The 19,541-nt window shown below is 37.7% G+C and carries 23 protein-coding genes; 7 read left to right on the forward strand and 16 right to left on the reverse strand.

The features are described 5' to 3' along the window. The 10 genes from C6H22_RS06320 to ispG form a co-directional block, all read right to left on the reverse strand. The coding region (locus C6H22_RS06320) for an NAD(P)H-dependent oxidoreductase (protein ID WP_199769812.1) at positions 1–343 on the reverse strand (343 nt) is incomplete at its 3' end. Beyond that, positions 340–774: a MerR family transcriptional regulator gene (locus C6H22_RS06325; RefSeq protein WP_104694485.1), complete on the reverse strand. Its 435-nt coding sequence runs from the start codon at positions 772–774 to the stop codon at positions 340–342. The genes C6H22_RS06320 and C6H22_RS06325, both read right to left, overlap by 4 nt. A 148-nt stretch (positions 775–922) precedes the next feature. Continuing rightward, entirely contained in the window at positions 923–2,236 is a 1,314-nt protein-coding gene (locus C6H22_RS06330; RefSeq protein WP_104694486.1) for a UDP-N-acetylmuramoyl-L-alanyl-D-glutamate--2,6-diaminopimelate ligase, read from the reverse strand. Next, the gene (locus C6H22_RS06335; RefSeq protein ID WP_104694487.1) at positions 2,208–2,840 is read right to left on the reverse strand and encodes a hypothetical protein; all 633 of its coding nucleotides are present in this window, start codon (positions 2,838–2,840) and stop codon (positions 2,208–2,210) included. Before C6H22_RS06335 ends, C6H22_RS06330 begins: the two co-directional genes overlap by 29 nt. A gap of 2 nt (positions 2,841–2,842) precedes the next feature. Then, positions 2,843–3,118, reverse strand: a complete 276-nt coding sequence (locus C6H22_RS06340; protein ID WP_104694488.1) for a NifU family protein — start codon at positions 3,116–3,118, stop codon at positions 2,843–2,845. Between the two features lie 104 nt (positions 3,119–3,222). Continuing rightward, positions 3,223–4,557 (reverse strand): MFS transporter, encoded by a 1,335-nt coding sequence (locus C6H22_RS06345; RefSeq protein ID WP_104694489.1) that lies wholly within the window; start codon positions 4,555–4,557, stop codon positions 3,223–3,225. Between the two features lie 77 nt (positions 4,558–4,634). Further along, positions 4,635–5,642, reverse strand: a complete 1,008-nt coding sequence (locus C6H22_RS06350; protein WP_104694490.1) for an SCO family protein — start codon at positions 5,640–5,642, stop codon at positions 4,635–4,637. A gap of 2 nt (positions 5,643–5,644) precedes the next feature. After that, on the reverse strand, positions 5,645–6,112 hold the full coding sequence (locus tag C6H22_RS06355) for a hypothetical protein (RefSeq protein WP_104694491.1): 468 nt from the start codon (positions 6,110–6,112) through the stop codon (positions 5,645–5,647). A gap of 1 nt (position 6,113) precedes the next feature. Continuing rightward, on the reverse strand, positions 6,114–7,337 hold the full coding sequence (locus tag C6H22_RS06360) for a glutamate-5-semialdehyde dehydrogenase (protein WP_104694492.1): 1,224 nt from the start codon (positions 7,335–7,337) through the stop codon (positions 6,114–6,116). Position 7,338: 1 nt separating this feature from the next. After that, positions 7,339–8,418: a flavodoxin-dependent (E)-4-hydroxy-3-methylbut-2-enyl-diphosphate synthase gene (ispG, locus tag C6H22_RS06365; RefSeq protein WP_104694493.1), complete on the reverse strand. Its 1,080-nt coding sequence runs from the start codon at positions 8,416–8,418 to the stop codon at positions 7,339–7,341. Between the two features lie 128 nt (positions 8,419–8,546). On the opposite strand from ispG, the gene hypA reads away from it, so the two are divergent. From hypA to C6H22_RS06395, 6 genes are all read left to right on the forward strand, one after another. Continuing rightward, positions 8,547–8,897, forward strand: coding sequence for a hydrogenase/urease nickel incorporation protein HypA (gene hypA / locus C6H22_RS06370; protein ID WP_104694494.1), 351 nt, complete (start codon positions 8,547–8,549; stop codon positions 8,895–8,897). Between the two features lie 17 nt (positions 8,898–8,914). Then, entirely contained in the window at positions 8,915–9,355 is a 441-nt protein-coding gene (locus C6H22_RS06375; RefSeq protein ID WP_104694495.1) for a hypothetical protein, read from the forward strand. A gap of 28 nt (positions 9,356–9,383) precedes the next feature. Then, entirely contained in the window at positions 9,384–10,532 is a 1,149-nt protein-coding gene (lpxB, locus tag C6H22_RS06380; protein WP_104694496.1) for a lipid-A-disaccharide synthase, read from the forward strand. 102 nt (positions 10,533–10,634) lie between these two features. Then, entirely contained in the window at positions 10,635–13,064 is a 2,430-nt protein-coding gene (ppsA, locus tag C6H22_RS06385; protein WP_104694497.1) for a pyruvate, water dikinase, read from the forward strand. A gap of 17 nt (positions 13,065–13,081) precedes the next feature. Next, a complete protein-coding gene (locus tag C6H22_RS06390; RefSeq protein WP_104694498.1) occupies positions 13,082–13,867 on the forward strand; it encodes a TerB family tellurite resistance protein in 786 nt (261 codons plus the stop codon). A 54-nt stretch (positions 13,868–13,921) separates the two neighbouring features. Beyond that, positions 13,922–14,398, forward strand: a complete 477-nt coding sequence (locus tag C6H22_RS06395) for a hypothetical protein (RefSeq protein ID WP_104694499.1) — start codon at positions 13,922–13,924, stop codon at positions 14,396–14,398. A 503-nt stretch (positions 14,399–14,901) separates the two neighbouring features. Here C6H22_RS06395 and C6H22_RS06405 read toward each other — a convergent pair. From C6H22_RS06405 to C6H22_RS06430, 6 genes are all read right to left on the reverse strand, one after another. Further along, positions 14,902–15,246 carry a hypothetical protein gene (locus tag C6H22_RS06405; protein ID WP_233707074.1) on the reverse strand — a complete coding sequence of 115 codons (345 nt, stop codon included), beginning with the start codon at positions 15,244–15,246 and terminating at the stop codon, positions 14,902–14,904. Positions 15,247–15,410: 164 nt separating this feature from the next. Further along, complete coding sequence (locus C6H22_RS06410; protein ID WP_104694502.1) at positions 15,411–15,740, reverse strand: class I SAM-dependent methyltransferase; 330 nt, start codon at positions 15,738–15,740, stop codon at positions 15,411–15,413. A gap of 110 nt (positions 15,741–15,850) precedes the next feature. After that, entirely contained in the window at positions 15,851–16,108 is a 258-nt protein-coding gene (gene rpmA, locus C6H22_RS06415; RefSeq protein WP_104694503.1) for a 50S ribosomal protein L27, read from the reverse strand. A gap of 26 nt (positions 16,109–16,134) precedes the next feature. Next, positions 16,135–16,446 carry a 50S ribosomal protein L21 gene (gene rplU, locus C6H22_RS06420; protein WP_095626987.1) on the reverse strand — a complete coding sequence of 104 codons (312 nt, stop codon included), beginning with the start codon at positions 16,444–16,446 and terminating at the stop codon, positions 16,135–16,137. Positions 16,447–16,564: 118 nt separating this feature from the next. After that, complete coding sequence (locus tag C6H22_RS06425) at positions 16,565–17,449, reverse strand: homoserine O-succinyltransferase (protein WP_104694504.1); 885 nt, start codon at positions 17,447–17,449, stop codon at positions 16,565–16,567. Between the two features lie 21 nt (positions 17,450–17,470). After that, positions 17,471–18,763 (reverse strand): O-acetylhomoserine aminocarboxypropyltransferase/cysteine synthase family protein, encoded by a 1,293-nt coding sequence (locus tag C6H22_RS06430; protein WP_104694505.1) that lies wholly within the window; start codon positions 18,761–18,763, stop codon positions 17,471–17,473. A gap of 239 nt (positions 18,764–19,002) precedes the next feature. Between C6H22_RS06430 and C6H22_RS06435 the strand changes: the two genes are divergently transcribed. Next, positions 19,003–19,541, forward strand: a 539-nt coding sequence (locus tag C6H22_RS06435) for a hypothetical protein (RefSeq protein WP_158654648.1), incomplete at its 3' end; no start/stop codon positions are given.

Here is a 19,541-nt window from a genome sequence, read left to right on the forward strand (position 1 = left end):
GCAATAAGCCACCTTTGCCATAATTTTTGGTTGGATTATCACGATGTCGTCCATCACTAGCACAAAATTTTCCAGCTCCTGCCATAAATACTTTATCTATATATTCTTTTACTATCCAAGGCTCACCCATCCACCAACCAGGCATTTGATAAATCCATACATCAGAATCTAATAATTTTTGCACTTCAGATTCTATATCATAGCCCTTATCTATATGTGTTTCTACAATATTGCACCCAAAAAATTGCAATGTTTCTTTAGCCACTTCCTGTAAAGTCGCAGAAAGCCTACCTTCACTACTACCAAACCTTTTGCCTCCGTTAATAAGTAATATATTTTTCATTTATTCTCCTTTTTTGTAGTCTTTTTACAGCCTTTATATTGTTTACTTTGTGGATTATATCCATCAATATTATTACGTAGCATTTCATCATAAACACCAAGCTTATAATCTAATGTTTCAAGCACAGATTTTAGCTCCTCAATAGTATCTGCAACAATCTCTTTTTGCCTAGCAATCAATTCTCGTCGCTCTTTTGCTGTTACATCGCCCTTGTTTGCGAGCTCTATGTAATGTTTAATAGTCGGAATATCCATTTGGGCTTTACGAAACCAGTTAATCCAACGCACCCATTCCACATCGCGCTCGCTAAAATATTTGACTTGATTGTCATCTTTTTCCACAAAAGGAAACAAACCTCTCTTTGCCCAAAAACGCAAGGTATGCGAAGACACTCCTGTCTTTTTTTCTACCTCAATAATTGTATAAGCCACAAACGCCTCCTTAAGATCGCCAGCTGCTAAAACCTAAATCCACAAAATACATGAAATTATAAAATATCAGAGTTACTCTAACTCAAGGCTTGCCCTCAAATGTGTATCACAAAATAGTAGAAAATACGAATATAAAAACCCCAATATCCTAAGAATCCATAGAGGCTAGTAAATGCCTAATAACTTCCCTATCATCAAAAGGCAAAATCTTATCACCAATAATCTGATAATTCTCATCGCCCTTGCCAAGCACAAGCAAAACCTCATCATCTTGCAATGATTGTATAGCAAGTTCTAGCGCTTTTTGGCGATTAGATTCAATAATGAGTTTGGTAGTATCACGCACGCCTTGAGCAATTTGGGCGATTATAGAATCTGGATCTTCACTGCGAGGATTATCGCTTGTGAGATAGATTCTCTGTGTATAGGTATCTGCTATGGCTCCCATTTTTGGTCTTTTGCTTGTATCACGATCACCACCTGCACCAAAGAGCACAACAAGTTTACGCCCTGTGAAGCTTTGAAAAATTTGCTCCATACCATCGTGAGTGTGTGCAAAATCCACAATAATAAGCGGTTTGGTAGAAATAACTTCCATACGCCCACTCACACCGCCAAAATGTGCAATAACTTGCGTGAGTGAATCTAAAGGTTCATGTGTGAGAAGTTTTAGCGCACCAAGTGCTGCTAGTGCATTATAGAGATTATGTTTACCAAAAAGCTTAGTGTAGAGTTGTGCAATCTCTAAGGGCGCAATTTTGTCATCCCATACCACCTGCGCATGCACATTATGAGATATATCATAAGATATCGTATGCAAGTTTGCTTTAGATTCTATACCATAGGTATAAGCATTGGTAAGATTGTAGCGTGCTTTTGGCTCATCGGCATTAAGAAGCTTTATGCTATCGCAACCAAAAAAGCTATTTTTCACACGGATATATTCCTCTAAGCTTTTGTGAAAATCTAAATGATCGCTTGTGATGTTGCTTAAAATCTTTAGTCCAAAATGCACGCCCGCGATACGATCTTGCACGATAGCATGTGAACTTACTTCCATAATAAAATATTCGCATTCTTTAGCAGATTCAAAGTTTTCATATAACTCTAAAACGCTTGGTGTTGTCAGCCCCTTTGGCTTTAGTGTTCTTCCATTTACAAAAAATCCACGCGTCCCCAGCAATGCTGTGCTATACCCAAGCTCACGAAGTGCCTCATAAATAATTGTCGCTGTCGTAGTTTTACCATTTGTGCCTGTGATACCCACGATACATTTTGGCATGGCAAATATTTCCCTAAGATTTTGTGCCTCAATATATCGTGGCTTTATATCCATGGCAACAAAGTAGCGTTGATTTTGTTTTGTACAGACAAAAAGTGTGTGTGAATCTATACATGTCGTATCATCAGTGATCGCACTAAAGCGTTGATTGTTATAAGTTATGTTTTTTGTTATGCGCATCAAGAGCCTTTTTTAAGATTGCATCTAGACGTGCATCAAAGCGCGTATGCTTGAGTGCCTTAAAAGATTCTATATATTCTAGCCCTATTTCTGTGAAGCCATTTTCAATAAGCTGCTCCAAGAAATCATAAAATTCTTGTGGTGAGGTAAAAGCTATTTTTGTGCTAAACATAATATCTTCAAAGGCTTCCTTGAAACTAGAGCGATTTTTGATAGAAGCCAAAAAATCTTGATACAAAATACCATCAAGTTCTTGGATTCTCTTTTTTTCAACTCCCTTAAACATATCTGAGAGACTAAAACTTGCCCTATCTACAGATTCTAAAATCTCAAGAATCTGCTTTTGGGCTTTTTGCTTAGAAATTTTAGAAGACAAAAGGATTTGATAATACTCAAAAAGAGAATACGCATTTTCTGGAAACTCACGCGCACTATCACACAATAAGATTCCAATCTTGGCATCTTTGTTTTTTGGCGCTACGGCAAGGATACGTTCAAAACTCTTAAACGCACGCTCATATTGCTTGGTGCTAAAAAGCTCAAAAGCACTTTTTAAGGCTTTGTTAATTGCATATCGTGTGTTTTGAGAGGTGAGCTTTGGCATATTTATCCTAATGGGTTTGGTGTATGGTGTGCAACATTGATAATGGCAATATCTGGGTGAATCTCTTCTTTAAGCCTACGCTCAATAGCATATTTCAAAGTATTAGAGCTACTTGGACACCCATGACACGCACCTTCTAATCTCACATATACCTTTGCGTCTTTGATGCCCAACACACTAATATCTCCGCCATCAAGATTCAGGGTCGGACGCACCTTTTCAATCACAATATTGACTGGATCTTTAAGCTCTTCATCACTAAAAGGAAAATTCTCCATTCTCGCTCCTTATTTGTCTTTTTTAAAATAATCTCTATTGCGATATATAAGAAATATAAGATAACTCACCATCACCGAAGCAACGATAATTTTTTCTAGTGTACTCATGACTGCTCCTTGTGTGTAAGACGAGAGAGAATCTCGCTTTCTTGTAATAATGTGTCATTATATTTGACAATTACAACACCTTGTGTGGTGTTAATATACCATTCTATGATACCAGAAACAGCACTAAGACTTTGCAAGCTCTCTTGTGTATAAGAATCTATCGGCAAGTAAAGGTTTTTTTCATTATTTGGATTATGTAATCGCGCTACCATAAGTATAGCCCACAACACACATACTGCCACAACACACACACTCAAACTTACAAGACTAAAAGATTGATACAACATACCACCACACAAAGCTCCAAGTGCTGAACCCACAAATCCAAGCGTGGTCAAAAATCCAAGTGCCGAACCTTTTTGGTGTGCCTTTGGATAACGACTAGCTAGAGTTTGCATGATTGGCTCATGTATGCAAAACCCCACAAAAAAGATCATAACCCCAAACACAAAAAGCCATAAACTCCCAATATAACTAGCATATGCAATAAAAATATACGAAAGTACAAAGGCAATCACCCCAACAAGCAAGACTTGTTTAAAATACCCTTTTTTTTGTGCCAAAATCGAGGCAGGTGCAAGACTAAGAAATCCTAAAATTGCACCCGGTGTATAAATCTCCCACAAGCTAGATTCAGGAATACCAAATGAATCATTTAGCACCAAACCTACAATCACAAAAGTAAAAATCATCAAAAATTTTTGTAACAATGTGCTAAGATTTAGCACCTGCAGACTTGGGTTTTTAAGAATATTGATGAAATCCGTATTTTGGTAGGTATAAACAATCTTTGGTGTAGATGGCACGCACACAAGTAGCACAATCAATGCAATCGTATTAAGCAAGGCGGTAAGTAAAAAAATCGCTTGTAAGCCGATATTTCCAGCGATCAATGGACCCAAAATCATCGCAAAAATAAAACTCATAAAAATCCCAGCACCCATCATCGCCATAGCATTGCTACGCTTCTCTTCTCTCACCAAATCCGCAATCTGTGCGCTAATAACCCCACCAATTGCTCCAGCACCTTGTAAAAACCGACCTATAATAAGCCAAATAATATCATTGCTAAATGCACAAACAAGCGAACCTGCAATAAAAATCACAAGTCCTATAGCAATAACAAGTTTTTTATCAGATTTATCGCTCCAGATTCCAAAAGGAGTTTGAAAAATTATTTGTGTAATCGCATAACCACCCGCAACAATTCCTGCAAGAAAGGCGCTTGTGCCAAAGGCATCTGTATAAAGCCCAATGGCAGGCAACGCAACAAAAAGCCCAAAGAATCTAAAAGACGAAACAAGCGTTAGCGCAAAAACATCTTTAAGCATAATATTCCTTAATTGTGTTTGTAGGAGTGCAATTATATAGTGATTATGTTACATTTGCAAAATACATAACCCTTGGTTTATAAACCTTTGTACTGCGCGAGTATGTTTTGTAATGTATCAAACAACACCGATGCATCATAATCCCCAATCAATCTCTGCAACACTTCAGCGTGTGAATCTAAGATCACTAAAGTAGGTGTAGCCCATACATTGTAGCGTGTCATAAGTTCGTTGGTTTTGAGTGTTTTGGGCAGATTTTGCACAGAATCTTTAGATGTTGAGGCAAATTCATAAAGATGATGGCGTGCAATATCAATATAATAAGCCCTAAATTTTTTCTGCAAAAGTTCTTGGAGTGCTGTATGTGTATGCAAAGATTCTAAGAGTTTTTGGCAATGCACACACCCCTGTGATCCAAAAAATAAAAAAAGTGGTTTATCCCCAATCTCTAATGTGGTAGTATCTAAAAAATTCTCCATAAGTGCTTTTTTGGCAAGAGTGTTTGTGGTGTTTGGAGTGCTTACATTTGTCAGCATAGTATGTAGAGATTCAAAGGTTGGGTTTTCAAGAATACCATAAAACTCCCCTGTGCTATCAAAAAACGCTATATTTGAAGTATGTGCTATAGAGTATTGCATCGCCGAATTTGGAAGCGCTACCTTTTGGTATTTGAGTTTATACATTGGCGCAAGTTTTCCCAACTCATCTTCTGTAAGCCATAAACCATAAGAATGCGGAAAAAAATATGAGACATACTCTTGTGTGTCTTGTGGGCTATCTCGCGATGGATCAAGCGTAACAAACATAAGTACAAAATCTGCCAAGTCTATCTCGCCACGCTCTTGTGCCTGTATAAAAACATCCGAAATAAGCCAAAGCGTAATAGGACACACATCAGGACAAAATGTATAGCCAAAATATACAAGGACATTTTTTCCCTTAAAATCACTTACGCATATTTTGCCTTGTGGATTTATGCCACATAAATCATATGTTGTATGTTGGGGTTTGAGATAAAGATACACGCTCATCACGCCAAATCCAAGGAAAAACAACACAAAAAAACCTAAAATCTTAGATTTCATATTTATTGCTCCACATCAAAATCTATAAAAGCCCCCAAAGGTTTTATGCCCTCATACAATGCGAGACGATAGCGCATTGTATGCAATGAACATGTCCCAAGATTTATGGTCGCTTGATAGGTATCACCTTCCTTTGTAGCTTGTGTCATTATCGTGCCCATCTCCATATTTAACCCATATACTTTCAAAACTAAATCATCACTAAGATTAGAAAATCCCTTGATAAAAAATGTCACTGGGTGTATTGCTTGGATAGGGTGTGTAGAAGATTCTATGCTAATTATTGAATCTTGATAAGTAATTGTGCAAGAAGAAGTATTTAGCGAACAAGGCAATGGCGGAAGTGGCGTGTTAGATTCTTGATATATAAGATGTGAATCCTTTGGCTGTAAAACCATAAATACAATCCATGCACACGCTACCCCACTCGCCAATGCCATACACAAAAGTATCAAGACTCGCATATTCATATCAACCTCTAATAGCACCAAGTGCGCTAATTTTGTATTTGTATGTTGTCAGAGATTCTATACCCATAGGACCGCGCGCATGGAGCTTGTTTGTTGAGATTCCCACTTCTGCACCAAAGCCAAATTCCCCACCATCGCTAAAACGCGTGGAAGCATTAGCATACACACACGCACTTTGGACATTATTGAGAAACTCCTCCATTGCCAAAACATCGTTTGTGATAATGGAATCTGAATGTTGCGAGCCAAATGTGTTGATATGCCTAATTGCTTCGTTGAGATTCTCTACAATCTTTAGGTTTAATGTATTAGTGCCATATTCTTTTGTGTAATCCGCCTCACCATCAAGACTAAAAATGCGTGCGACTTCTGCATCTCCCATAAGGTTTGTGCCTGCTTGTTTCAAGGTACTAGCAATACTAGGCAAAAGATTACTTGCAATCTCACGATCAATAAGCAAAGTCTCTATTGCATTACACGCTGCAGGGTAACGCACTTTAGAATCTAGCACGATTGGAATCACATAATGAGGATTATGATTAGTATGAATATACAGATGACATACGCCCTTATCATGCTTAATGATAGGAATTGTAGAGTATTGTTGGACATATTTGATGAGATTTTCCCCACCTCGTGGGATAAGTAAATCAATATATTTATCTTGTTGCAAAAACTCCGCAACCTCTTGATGTGTGGCAATCATATTGATACACTCTAGTGGCAAATCATGCAACTTTAGGGCTTCATGCAGGGCGCGTAAAATTGCAGTATTAGAATGCAAGGCTTCCTTGCCACCCTTTAACACACAGACATTACCGCTTTTGAGGCACAAAGCACTTACATCGCTTGTAACATTAGGGCGAGATTCATAAATCACACCCACCACGCCAAGTGGGACACTGACTTTTTCAATCCTAATACCACTAGGCATTTCCCAACCATCTAAGATTCTATTCAGCGGATCCTTGAGCGTCGCAATGTGTCGTAGTGAATCTGCCATAGATTCTATCTTTTTCCTGCTAAGCTCTAAGCGTTTTTGGAGTGATGAAGAAAGGTTTGTGGCATTTTTTATATCTTGTGTATTGGCGTCTAAAATCTCATTGGTATTTGCAAGAAGCGAATTTGCCATAGATTCTAAGACCATATCGCGTTTTGTGAGATTTAATCCCGCAAGAATATGGGTAGCGGACTTAGCATTTTTAAGAGTTTGGATTAGAGACATATTATGCCCCCTTAGATTGTGTATCTGCACGCTCCAGCGCAAGAGTTTCTACCTCTTTGATAAAAACCTCTAAAATCTCACTCTCTTTGTATTTGCCCAAAATCTTGCCTCCTTTAATAATGAGTCCATCTTTATTGCCAAACGCGATCGCAATATCGGCGTGCTTTGCTTCCCCTAACGCATTCACAGCACAACCCATGACACTCACTTGCAAAGGGGTAGTGATATGTGCTATTTTTTTCTCAACTTCTTTCACAGCACTTACCAAATCCACCTCTATTCTCCCACAAGTAGGACAAGAAATAAGTGTGATGCCATTTTTTTGACGCCCACTATATTGCAAAATCTTACGTGCAAGATGAATCTCTTCTTCAAGCTCGCCCGTGATAGAACAACGCATTGTATCGCCAATACCCTCCATAAGCAATCCACCCAATGCCATAGAAGACTTAATAGCAGAATGCATAAGTGTGCCAGCCTCTGTTACTCCTAAATGAAAAGGATACTCCACAAGTGGGCGAAGCATTCTATATGCTTCCATAGTACGCAAAACATCACTTGCCTTGAGAGAAACCTTGATATTGGTAAAATCAAAATCCTCTAAAAGCCTAATATTGTAGAGCGCAGACTCCACCATACCTTTTGGTGTTGGACCATATTTGCTCTCAAACTCTTTTTCTAAGCTCCCGCCATTGACACCAATACGAATAGGAATATTGCGCTCCTTACACGCATCAGCTACAGCTTTTATACGATCTTTAGAACCGATATTTCCGGGGTTTATGCGTATACAATCTACAGATTCTGCGGCAATAAGCGCAAATTTGTAGCGAAAATGAATATCAGCAACAAGTGGCAATGGAGAAACTGCCTTGAGGCTTTTTAATGCCTTGGCGTCCTTTTCATCACTCACTGCCACACGCACAATATCCGCTCCTGCAAGTGCTAAGCGATCAATTTGTGCCTTAGTCGCATCAATATCACAAGTCTTGCTAAAAGTCATACTTTGTATAGAAATGGGCGCATCACCACCAATGGGAACATTACCGACAAAAATTTGCCTGGTTGGGTATCGTTGCATAGGGATTCCTTGCATACATGAAAAATCTTAAAAAGCAAAGATTATAGCATAAAACTTTTTGTTCAAACACAAATCTCTTAATAGTGCGTTATAATGCTGATAGATAAAAGCACATAAAAGAGGATAATATGCACGAATTATCTATCATCAATGCACTTTTAGATCAAGCGTGTGAGATTGCCACGCAACATCAAGCAACAAAAGTGCATAAAATTGTCATTAGTGTGGGTGAGCGCAGTGGCGTAGATATCGGGCTACTCACACGCACCTTTGAGACTTTTAAAAGTGAGTTTGCCCTCTGCCAAAATACACTTTTAGAATCCAGTTATGAACCCGTGGAGATTCTATGCAAAGATTGTAATACCCAAAGTCTTGCACAAGATATGCAATACGCGATATGTCCTAAGTGCCAATCACAAAATGTGGAGATTGTCAAAGGAAGGGAATTGCTTTTGCTAAGCTTAGAGTTAGATTCTTAAGATTGTTGGAGCATGAAATGAATCAGGACATTGATGCACGAATTTTCAAAGAATTTTTACAATACGACCTCACAAGTGGGAGTTTGTGGGAGATTGTAGAGATTTTTGAGCGACATCGCACAAATTTTAAACAAGAAATTAGCCAATACCAACAAGAAATTACACAAGCCAAACAAGAATTACGCAGTTTGCGAGAATCTATTAACCAAACTAAAACAGCACAAGAAAACCAAGATTCTATAAAACTAAAACCCAAAAAATCCCCAAAACCACAGATCAAAAATAAGACCACATCAGAAGATATACCAAAAGATTATAAGCAAAGAATCGTAGAGCTTGAGTTAGAAAATCGCCGCTTAGAAATCGAACTTAGAGATCTTAAACAAGAAATCGAACTAAACGCGCGAGAATCACTATCTCATAAATCCGATAAAAAACCCAAAAAAGATTGCGATTAAACGCCAAATATCACCTAAAAGGCTTACTATGATTTCATCACATAGATTATTCATAAGCGCTATTGAACCAAGCGCAAATATCCACCTAAAAGCACTTGCACAAGAAATGGATTCTATGGCAAGACAGCACCATATCACATTAGAAATTATAGGGATTTTTGATAACGATGTTTTTAATGGTTGTAGCAATATACAGGCACACTCTAGCTATGATTTACGAGCATTTTCGGCAATGGCTTTTATTGATGTGATAAAAAAAATATTTTTTTATAAGCGTGTGAATCTAGAAATGATAGCCCTTGCTAAAACTTGCCAAAAAGCCTTACTTATTGATAGTTCAAGCTTTCATATCCCATTAGCAAAAGGGCTTAAGGGAAGTGGCGTGGAAGTGGTGTATTATATTTTGCCCCAAGTGTGGGCGTGGAAAAGCTGGAGAGCTAAAGAAATAGAGCAAATTTGTGATAGGCTTTGTGCAATTTTGCCCTTTGAGCTTAGTATGTATCCAAATGCCCTACAACAAAATCGTGCACAATATGTCGGACATCCACTTCTTGATGAATTACCCATAGATTCTCCACTGCCACGCACACAAGAAATTATCTTTATGCCCGGAAGTCGCCAAGGAGAGATTAAAAAAATATTTCCTATTTTTGCAAAAGTCGCCAAACAACTACATGAATCAAAGACTTTAGTCGCACCATCACATTTTGCAAACCTTTCCAAAGAGGAATTACAAAGTATCTATGGTGAAGAAATTAAAGAATTTACGCTTAGTTTTGATGCAACAAAGGCATTGCAAACATGTAAATTTGCTTTTATTTGCTCTGGCACCGCTACCTTGCAAGCAGCGTTGCTGCAAACACCATTTGTTCTTGCCTACACAATGCGCCCGATTGAATACCACATTGTGAAATTTTTTGTTAAGCTTAAGGTTGTGGGATTGGCAAATATCTTGTATCAAGGGGCTTGCAATCAAAAGGCTGGAAAAAGTGATCAAAAGCTACACACAGAACTTATCCAAGATGACCTCACACCAAAAAATCTCTTAGATTCTTATCATAATTTTGATTGTGCGACATACATAAAAAATGCACAAAAACTACACGCTTATCTTCGACATGGAAGCTCACACAATGTGGCTAGGATTTTATTGACAAACCTCACGCACTTAAGGTAGCACAAAACGCGTATCTACACAACAAAATCTAAGGTATTAGTGCCTTTTAAGTTTTGATTGACTACAATTTAGGCACTTTAAAACAGCAGGAGATGAAGCGTGATGAAATACATAAAGTTTTTTAAAGAACTTAACAATAAAGATGTGCCTATCGTCGGTGGGAAAAATGCAAGCATTGGTGAAATGTTTCAAGAACTTGTATCAGAGGGTATAAAAGTCCCAAATGGCTTTGCAATCACAAGCGATGCATATTGGTATTTACTAGATTCTGGTGAAATTAGACATACTATAGAAGAGTTGCTAAAAGGCGTTGATGTAACTGAAATTGATGTCCTTAAAACACGCTCAAAAAAAATCAGAGAACTCATTTTTGGCACGCCATTTCCTGATGATTTGCGCGAGGAGATTTTTCAAGCTTATAAGATTCTGAGTGAAGAATATGGCATGAAAGAAACAGATGTGGCAGTGCGTAGCTCTGCAACCGCTGAAGATCTCCCTGATGCATCATTTGCTGGACAACAAGACACTTACCTTAGCGTGAGAGGCAAAAGCGAACTTATACACTACATAAAATCTTGCTTTGCGTCACTTTTTACCGATAGGGCGGTAAGCTATCGTGCTTCTAGGGGATTTGATCACTTTAAAGTCGCTCTTTCTGTAGGTGTGCAAAAAATGGTGCGCGCGGATAAAGGTAGTGCTGGTGTGATGTTTAGTATCGACACGGAAACAGGATTCAAAGATGCTGTCTTTATCACCGCTGCTTGGGGGCTTGGAGAAAATGTCGTGGGTGGCACTGTGAATCCAGATGAATTTTATGTTTTTAAACCCACACTTAGAGATGGTAAAAGACCCATCATCAAGCGCCAATTAGGGCATAAGCACCAAAAAATGGTGTATGCTCCACGCGGTAGTGAGCACCCTACAAAAAATATCAAAACTACACAAAAAGAACTCAAAACATTTTCAATCACAGATGAAGACATTCTCACTCTTGCGCGCTATGCTATTAGGATCGAGGAACACTACACAAAAGAAGCCGGGGAATATCGCCCTATGGATATGGAATGGGCAAAAGATGGCGAGAGTGGAGAGATTTTTATCGTTCAAGCAAGACCAGAAACCGTGCAAAGCCAAAAATTTAAAAATCAAACAGGCAACCGTCTAGAAGAATTTACATTCACTAACCCTAGTGAATCTCGAGAAGTAATCATTACAGGGCGTGCCATTGGTAATAAAATCGGTGCTGGAAAGGTGCGTATTATCAATGACTTAGAACATATGAATACCTTTAAAGAAGGGGAGATTCTCGTTACAGACAATACAGACCCAGATTGGGAACCTGTGATGAAAAAAGCAGCGGCGGTTATCACAAATCGTGGCGGTAGGACTTGTCATGCAGCTATTGTCGCACGTGAAATTGGTGTGCCCGCAATCGTTGGTGCAGTAGGTGCAACCGATAGACTCTATACGGGTATGGAGATCACCGTTTCATGTGCTGAAGGTGAGGAAGGCTATGTATACGCAGGTATTTGTGATTATGAAGTAAAAAGCGTAGAGCTAGACAATCTTGGCGAAACCAAAACAAAAATCTATATGAATGTGGGCAATCCAGAAAAAGCTTTTGGTTTTGCAAAACTTCCAAATAGCGGTGTGGGGCTTGCTAGAATGGAGCTTATTATCCTTAACCAAATCAAAGCACACCCACTTGCGCTTCTTGATATCCAAAATGGCAAAGGCAAAGACATCAAAGAGCGTGCAGAGATTGAAAAACTTATGGCAGGGTATGAAAGTCCTAAAGATTTCTTTGTCAAGAAGATTGCTGAAGGGATTGGTATGATATGTTCAGCATTTTATCCAAACCCTGTGATTGTCCGAACAAGTGATTTTAAATCAAACGAATATCGTGGTATGGTTGCAGGAACATATTATGAGCCACAAGAAGAAAACCCTATGTTGGGCTATCGTGGAGCAAGTAGATATTATTCTGATTTATATCGCGTAGCATTTGAATGGGAATGTGAAGCATTAGCCATGGTGCGTGATGAAATGGGACTTAATAATATGAAAGTTATGATACCATTTTTGCGCACACCAGAAGAAGGTAAAAAAGTGCTAGAAATTATGCGTCGCAATGGCTTAGAATCTGGGCGCAATGGCTTAGAAATCTATGTAATGTGCGAATTGCCTGTAAATGTAATTTTGGCAGATGAGTTTTTGGGTATGTTTGATGGTTATTCTATTGGCTCAAATGACTTAACACAGCTTACTTTGGGTGTGGATAGAGATGGGCAACTTGTAACACATATCTTTGATGAGCGAAACCCTGCTATGTTTGAAATGTTTAGACAAGCCATAGCAGCGTGTAAGCGACACAACAAATATTGTGGTATCTGTGGACAAGCCCCGAGTGATTATCCTGAAGTGACAGAATTTTTGGTCAAAGAGGGTATTAGCTCGATCTCACTCAATCCGGATTCTGTAGTCAAAACTTGGCGCTTTGTTGCTGAATTAGAAAAGAAATTAAGTAAATAAAAACAATAGGGGAATTTATGGAGTTTATTTTATTGCTTATAGGTGCTGGTGTAGCGTATTTTTTATATGTTACACTCCAAGATTACCTAAAAAATCCATTGCATCAAAATATAGTCCCACAAAAGCAGGATTTTGGATTCACACAAATGGAATCTATAAGTGAGCAAGAAAAGACACAAAACAAGATCCGAGAAAGCGAATATGGGATTTTAAGTGCAATTTTAGGGATTTTTGCTCGCAGTGATGGCAAGATGTGTGAATTTGAGCGTGTCCTCGTGGAGGATATGATCGAGGAAATGGCACGAGATTCTAAACATTCCAAAATTACCAAGGAAGTATTACTCGATATCTATGAACATGGTGATGACAGAAGCTTAGAACAATTGTGTATGGATTTTGATAATGCCACAAAAGGTGAATACAAAAAACGCCTCAAGGTTGTAGAATTTTTGTTTGTCCTAGCATATGCTGATGGAGAATTTGATAAAAATGAAGAAGCAATGCTTATTGACATAGCAGCTTTTTTTGAACTTGATAACGAGGATTTTAACAAGCTATATGATGAATTCTCCACTCTCTATAACAACAACATAGAAATGACTAAACAAGAAGCTATGCAGCTTTTAGGTTTGGAGGATACATATAATGCACAGACACTGAAAAATGCGTATGAAAAAGCTATCAAAGAAGCTAAGGGTGCAATTTTGGATACACAACACTTTAATAAATCCATGCTAGAATCTAACGCACCAAACCTTCGTCGTATCAAATGTGCTTACGAGATCCTTAGTCAAAACATGTAGCAACAAGGAATGCAATATGCTTCATAGCTAAAAAGTTACAAAAGGAGCGTAGTTATGAAAGTAGATGGGCAATCCTTATTAAGCTCTATCTATTACCAAAATCAAGCAGGTGCTAGAGAGGATATTACTGATTCTAAACTGCATAACATCAAACCTCTAGAAGAAATTTCCCAAACCCAAATTACTCACGATATTTCTAATCCCAATACTTCATTTCGTATCAAAGACTATTTTGAACCTTCCTCTATGCTTAAAAAAGCCAAAGAATTGCAAGAAGTAGCTACAGATGCTTTTAGCTCTCAAGAACACTTTGATCATCTTGCTAATACCTTACATAAAGCCTCTATCATTAACTACAATGAATTAAGTGCCATGCATTACTTGCGTGATAATGCCCAAAAGCTTAATTTTGATGAATTTGAAAAAATCGCTACTAATGACACCCATAGTATGCAAATGAAAGGCTTGCTCAATAGCGTAGTGCATAAGCTACACTATATTGATAGTATTAATGTAAGACTTAACTCCTAAGATCGCTATTTTGCAATAAAGCTCTGCACACCAAATACTCTTGCGTAGGTTGGGTTTGGCCATTGCATAGGATCCAATCTGGGATTACCCCAATCTGTATCCTTTACAATAGGACACAAAAGTTTGTTTATCTACTATTATTTCTGTGGTATCCATTGTTTTTTTTGTGCCAAAATAGATGTCAACATACGCTTCCCATTTAAGACATATATCTACATAAGCCATCAACACAAAAAAATTCCAAAACACATACACAAAACAATCATAATTTTTTGCCACAACGCTTGTGTATTGTGTGAATACATTTCACCCATAATCCTAACACAAAAATTAACAAACCACTATCAGATATATCATAATGCAACATCGCTCTTCCCTGGTATTCCCATTTGCAATGTCGCCACAATACTCATAAAATGCATCACAAATATGTACGCTACAAGATTTTATATGAGACTACTATATAAAATCTACAAAATCCAATAATAAATTATTAATGACATCTAAGGTTTTTGACATTCCATATAGAGACTAGAGACGCCCTTATAAGGAGTCTTGTCAGAATTAGTATCCAAACAATAAAAAGCAAAATTTTTAATTTGCGAAGTTTGATAATCACAGACTTGAATGTTGCCAAAACCGACCTCATGTAAAAGTTTAGTGAGTGAAAATCTATCATACATCCACTTATGGCGTTCTCCGAGACTTGTAGAGATAAATACTTCATCTCTCAAGCTCTTGGGTATACAAAATCTCAAAATTTTCAAATAAAACTGAAGTAACTTATGAGAAATCTTATCAAGTGTGATTTTTCTAGTAAAAGGAATGTCTAAATTTTTAGGTGACATCAGAAGATCCTCACCAACACGCATTTTAATATACCGAGCATACTGTACATTGCGCGTCTGCAAAACAAATTCAAAACACTTAAGCATTTCACCACCACTCTTTGTTCTACTTACCTGATCAAGCATCTCAATCATAAGCCAATAGTGTTGAAATTCAAGTTGTTCTAGGGTCCCCCCCCCGATTTTGATATATCAGAAAGAGATTGGAGCACTTGGATATAAGTTTGACAAAGATTTTCCCAATCTGGAACAACAATGCGCAAAATTGCATGGGGCTTCAAAATTCTCTTAATTTCTAGAAGTGCATCATGTGCACATGCTAAAGTAAGATGTTCTAGAAAATGACTGCTATATGCGACATCAAAATAATTATCCGGATAAGGCAACTTTCCTAATAAGTTCACTCTTTTGACTCTTGCATCAATGGGGCTAAAATCTATATTCTCCCAATCTTCATGAATCTTGGACCCACACGCAAAATTCAACATCTTCATCACACTTATCTCCTAAATTAGAAAATTTCTGCCTCAAGGTTTCTAGACAAGCTTATCTCAATCAATGCTTAACCGTAATAGAATATAAGAACCTAGAATATCCTAATGACTTAAGAAGCAGGAATTACTGAAACCTTTTTGTGATCTTTATCTTTTTGTTGAAATTTCACTACACCATCAATAAGTGCAAAAATCGTGTGATCTTTACCCATACCTACATTATCGCCAGGATGCACTTTTGTACCTCTTTGGCGAACGATAATATTTCCAGCTCGCACAAATTGAGAACCAAATTTTTTCACACCTAAACGACGTCCTGCTGAATCTCTATTATTCTGGGTACTACCCTGACCTTTTTTGTGTGCCATTGCAACTCCTTAAAATGTATGAAAATTTACTTAGTGATTTTTAAGATTCTCACACGCGTGAAATCTCTTCTAAATCCGCGTTTAGTCTTGCTATCTTTACGTCTTCGCTTTTTGAAAGTAATCACTTTTTTGCCTCGACCCTCATTAATCACCTCAGCTTCAATCTTAGCACCACTTACAAATGGTGTACCAACCGATAGGTTAGCCCCATCATGTAGTGCCAAAACTTCGCTAAACTCCACCTTTGACTTTGGCTCAAGGCTTAGTTTATCAAGTAGCACAATACTACCTTCACTTACCTTGTATTGCTTGCCTCCATTCTTAAATACTGCATACATACGCATTCCTTAGTTTAGATTTGAAGTTTTGTAAAAAACAGGTGGGGATTGTATCTTAAAAAAAATTAAGATAAGCTTTGTGATACACATTTTACTTAAGAACAAAGCCTCCACCCACTTACAATACAAATGGCGTGACTTGATACACTGAAAAATTTAACCAATTAGCAAAAAACATACTAGCACTCGATCGCCACGACCACACTATAGTGTTATTGACATCATAATAATGCTGCGGAACATCAATAGCTAGTCCCTTATTTCGATCGCGAATGTATTCTTGCTGCAAAGTCTCGCGCCCATACTCTAAATGCCCAAGCACAAACACATCTTGAGAATCTTTTAAAACGCTTATTCCACTCTCTTCTCCAGCCAAAAGAATTTTTAACTCTCTAGTTTGTTGCACTTGTGTTTCGTTAATCCCACTATATCGAGAATGCGGAATCCTTACAACATCATCAAGCCCTATAAGCAGTAAATCTGTCTCGACTATGCGGTGATCAAAAACACCAAAAAGTTTCTTATCCAATGAGGTTTTTGCTATATTGTAAAAATGATATAACCCCGCCATAGCTCCCCAACACAAATACAAAGTGCTTGTGCAATGACTTCTAAGATAATCCATAATCTCCACTAACTCTTCCCAATACTTCACTTCCTCAAACGGCATTTGCTCAATGGGTGCTCCCGTAACAATCGCTCCATCAAAGCGCTTCCCCAAAATATCACTAAAATTCACATAAAATTTATCTAAGTGGCTTTTGGGCGTGTTTTTGCCCACATAGCTAGAAGTCGCTAAAAGCGTGATATTCACCTGTAATGGTGAGTTAGCAAGCAAAGAGAGAATCTGACATTCTGTCTCTATCTTTGTGGGCATAAGATTGATAAGCAACACTTCTTGCGGACGAATATCTTGATGTGTCGCACGATCCACGCCCATAATAAATGCATTTTTTTTGAGAAGGCTATAAGCTGGAATATCTTCTGAAAGCACTAATGGCATATACCTATCCTTAAAATAATATTATCCCTCTATGGCTTGTTTCAAATCCGCTATCAAATCCTCCACAGATTCTAGCCCAACACTTAAACGAATTGTTTCAGGTGTGATACCCGCTACCCTCAATTCTTTATGACTAAGTTGAGAGTGGGTCGTAGAAGCTGGATGAATAATAAGCGATTTAGAATCCCCGATATTTGCAGCGATAGCAAAAAGCTCCAAAGTATTGCAAATTTTTTGTGCTTCTTCAAAGCTCTGTGCCTCAAAACTCAAAAGCCCGCTAGAAAGAGAATCCCTATAATATTTTGTCAAAAGATGATGATATGGATTCTCACGCAATCCCGGATATTCTACATTTTTTATCTTAGGGTGTTGAGAAAGAAATTTTGCGATTTTTTGTGCATTTTGGCTATGTTTTTGGATTCGCAATTCTAGCGTTTCTAATCCTTGCAAAATAACCCACGCATTTTGTGGGGAGAGTGTCGCACCAATATTTCGCAACCATTCTGTAATAAGGCGAATACAAAACATTGGCAACGGCAATGAAGCGTATACCAAACCATGATAACTTTCATCGGGTGTGTTAAATGCTGGGTAGCGTGGATTATCCTTGATAAGATCATTTAATCCATTGCGTTCAATCACAGCACCACCTAATGCGCTGCCTTGTCCATTGACATATTTGCTGATACTATAAACGCTAATATCCACACCAAAATCAAATGGCTTATGTAAAAATGCAGTTGCCACAGTGTTATCACAAATAGTAATAACTTTGTGTTCTTTGGCCATTTTTGTGATAGCAAGGGTATCTGCGATGGATATTTGAGGATTTGAAATGCTTTCAAAAAAGATTGCCTTTGTATTTGAATCTATAGCTTGTGGCAAAGAGTTCTTTATATCATCAATATCAAATGTTCTAGTTTGTATGCCAAAACGCTTTAATGTATGCACAAAAAGCGTCTGCGTACCACCATAGATTTTATTGGCAAAAACAATGTTATCTCCTGCTTGGGCACAATTTACGATCGCATAAAAAATCGCTGCACTTCCGCTAGAAGTCACTACCCCAAAAGCCCCACCTTCTACAGCTGCTAAGCGAGATGCCAAAACATCGGTTGTGGGATTTGTAAGGCGTGTATAAATATTGCCAAGTTCTTGCAAACTAAAACGCGTTGCGGCTTGTTGAAGATTCTCAAAACTATAGGCGGTATTTTGGTAAATAGGCACACTAATGGTACGTTGTGAATCATATGTATAACCTGCATGTAAGGCAAGTGTTTCTTGCGCAAAATGTGTATGTGGTAAATTTGCCATACCTTACTCCTTTGAGCGAATAATAGAATCTCGTTATGTATGATACACAAATTTTTTAAAACACAATATGTGTTTTTATAAATTTACATATCTTTTTTGCGCTATGTTACCTTTTTACAAATTATGCAAGGCATATCAAAAGCTTTGATATACACAAATACTAGATATTGATGTATATGAAATTAAGAGAATCTAATGCATAATACCGAATGTATTTTTGGATTCTATAGGGTTTTGATATGCGCTTAGTATTAGCTTGTGTATTTATTTTTGTCATTTTTTTGCAAGCATCTAACGTTACTATCACCCCTCCTCCATCTGCTGTCCAAAATCTTGAAATCCATAAAGATAAATTTGGGATACAAGGAGGTGGATTTTCTTCATCAGGCTATTCAGAGTTAGAGCTTAATAATAAAACATTCCAACAAAATGAAATTGATACAAGCTTATGGCGTGCTGTGGCTGAATATCGCGTGTTTTATCGGTTTCATCCATTTACACACACCTCTATAAATCTCTTTTTTGGCACCAGCCTTGAAATTACCCAATACCGCACAGGTGGCAAGACAAAAACTTATAATGATGGAATCTATCATGAAGATAATTCTTATGATTGGGGTGGAAAATTCTACTATGGTGGGCGTGTCAATAAACTTGGTATTACTATCAACATCAATGGACTTCATAAATTTCACATTGTCATTAGACAAGCATTTATAGATGATTTCAATCTAGGAGCTGTTGGGTTACCATTTGCAAACACACTTTGGGTGAATGC

The sequence above is a fragment of the Helicobacter equorum genome, from assembly GCF_900198655.1.
Taxonomy (GTDB): domain Bacteria; phylum Campylobacterota; class Campylobacteria; order Campylobacterales; family Helicobacteraceae; genus Helicobacter_F; species Helicobacter_F equorum.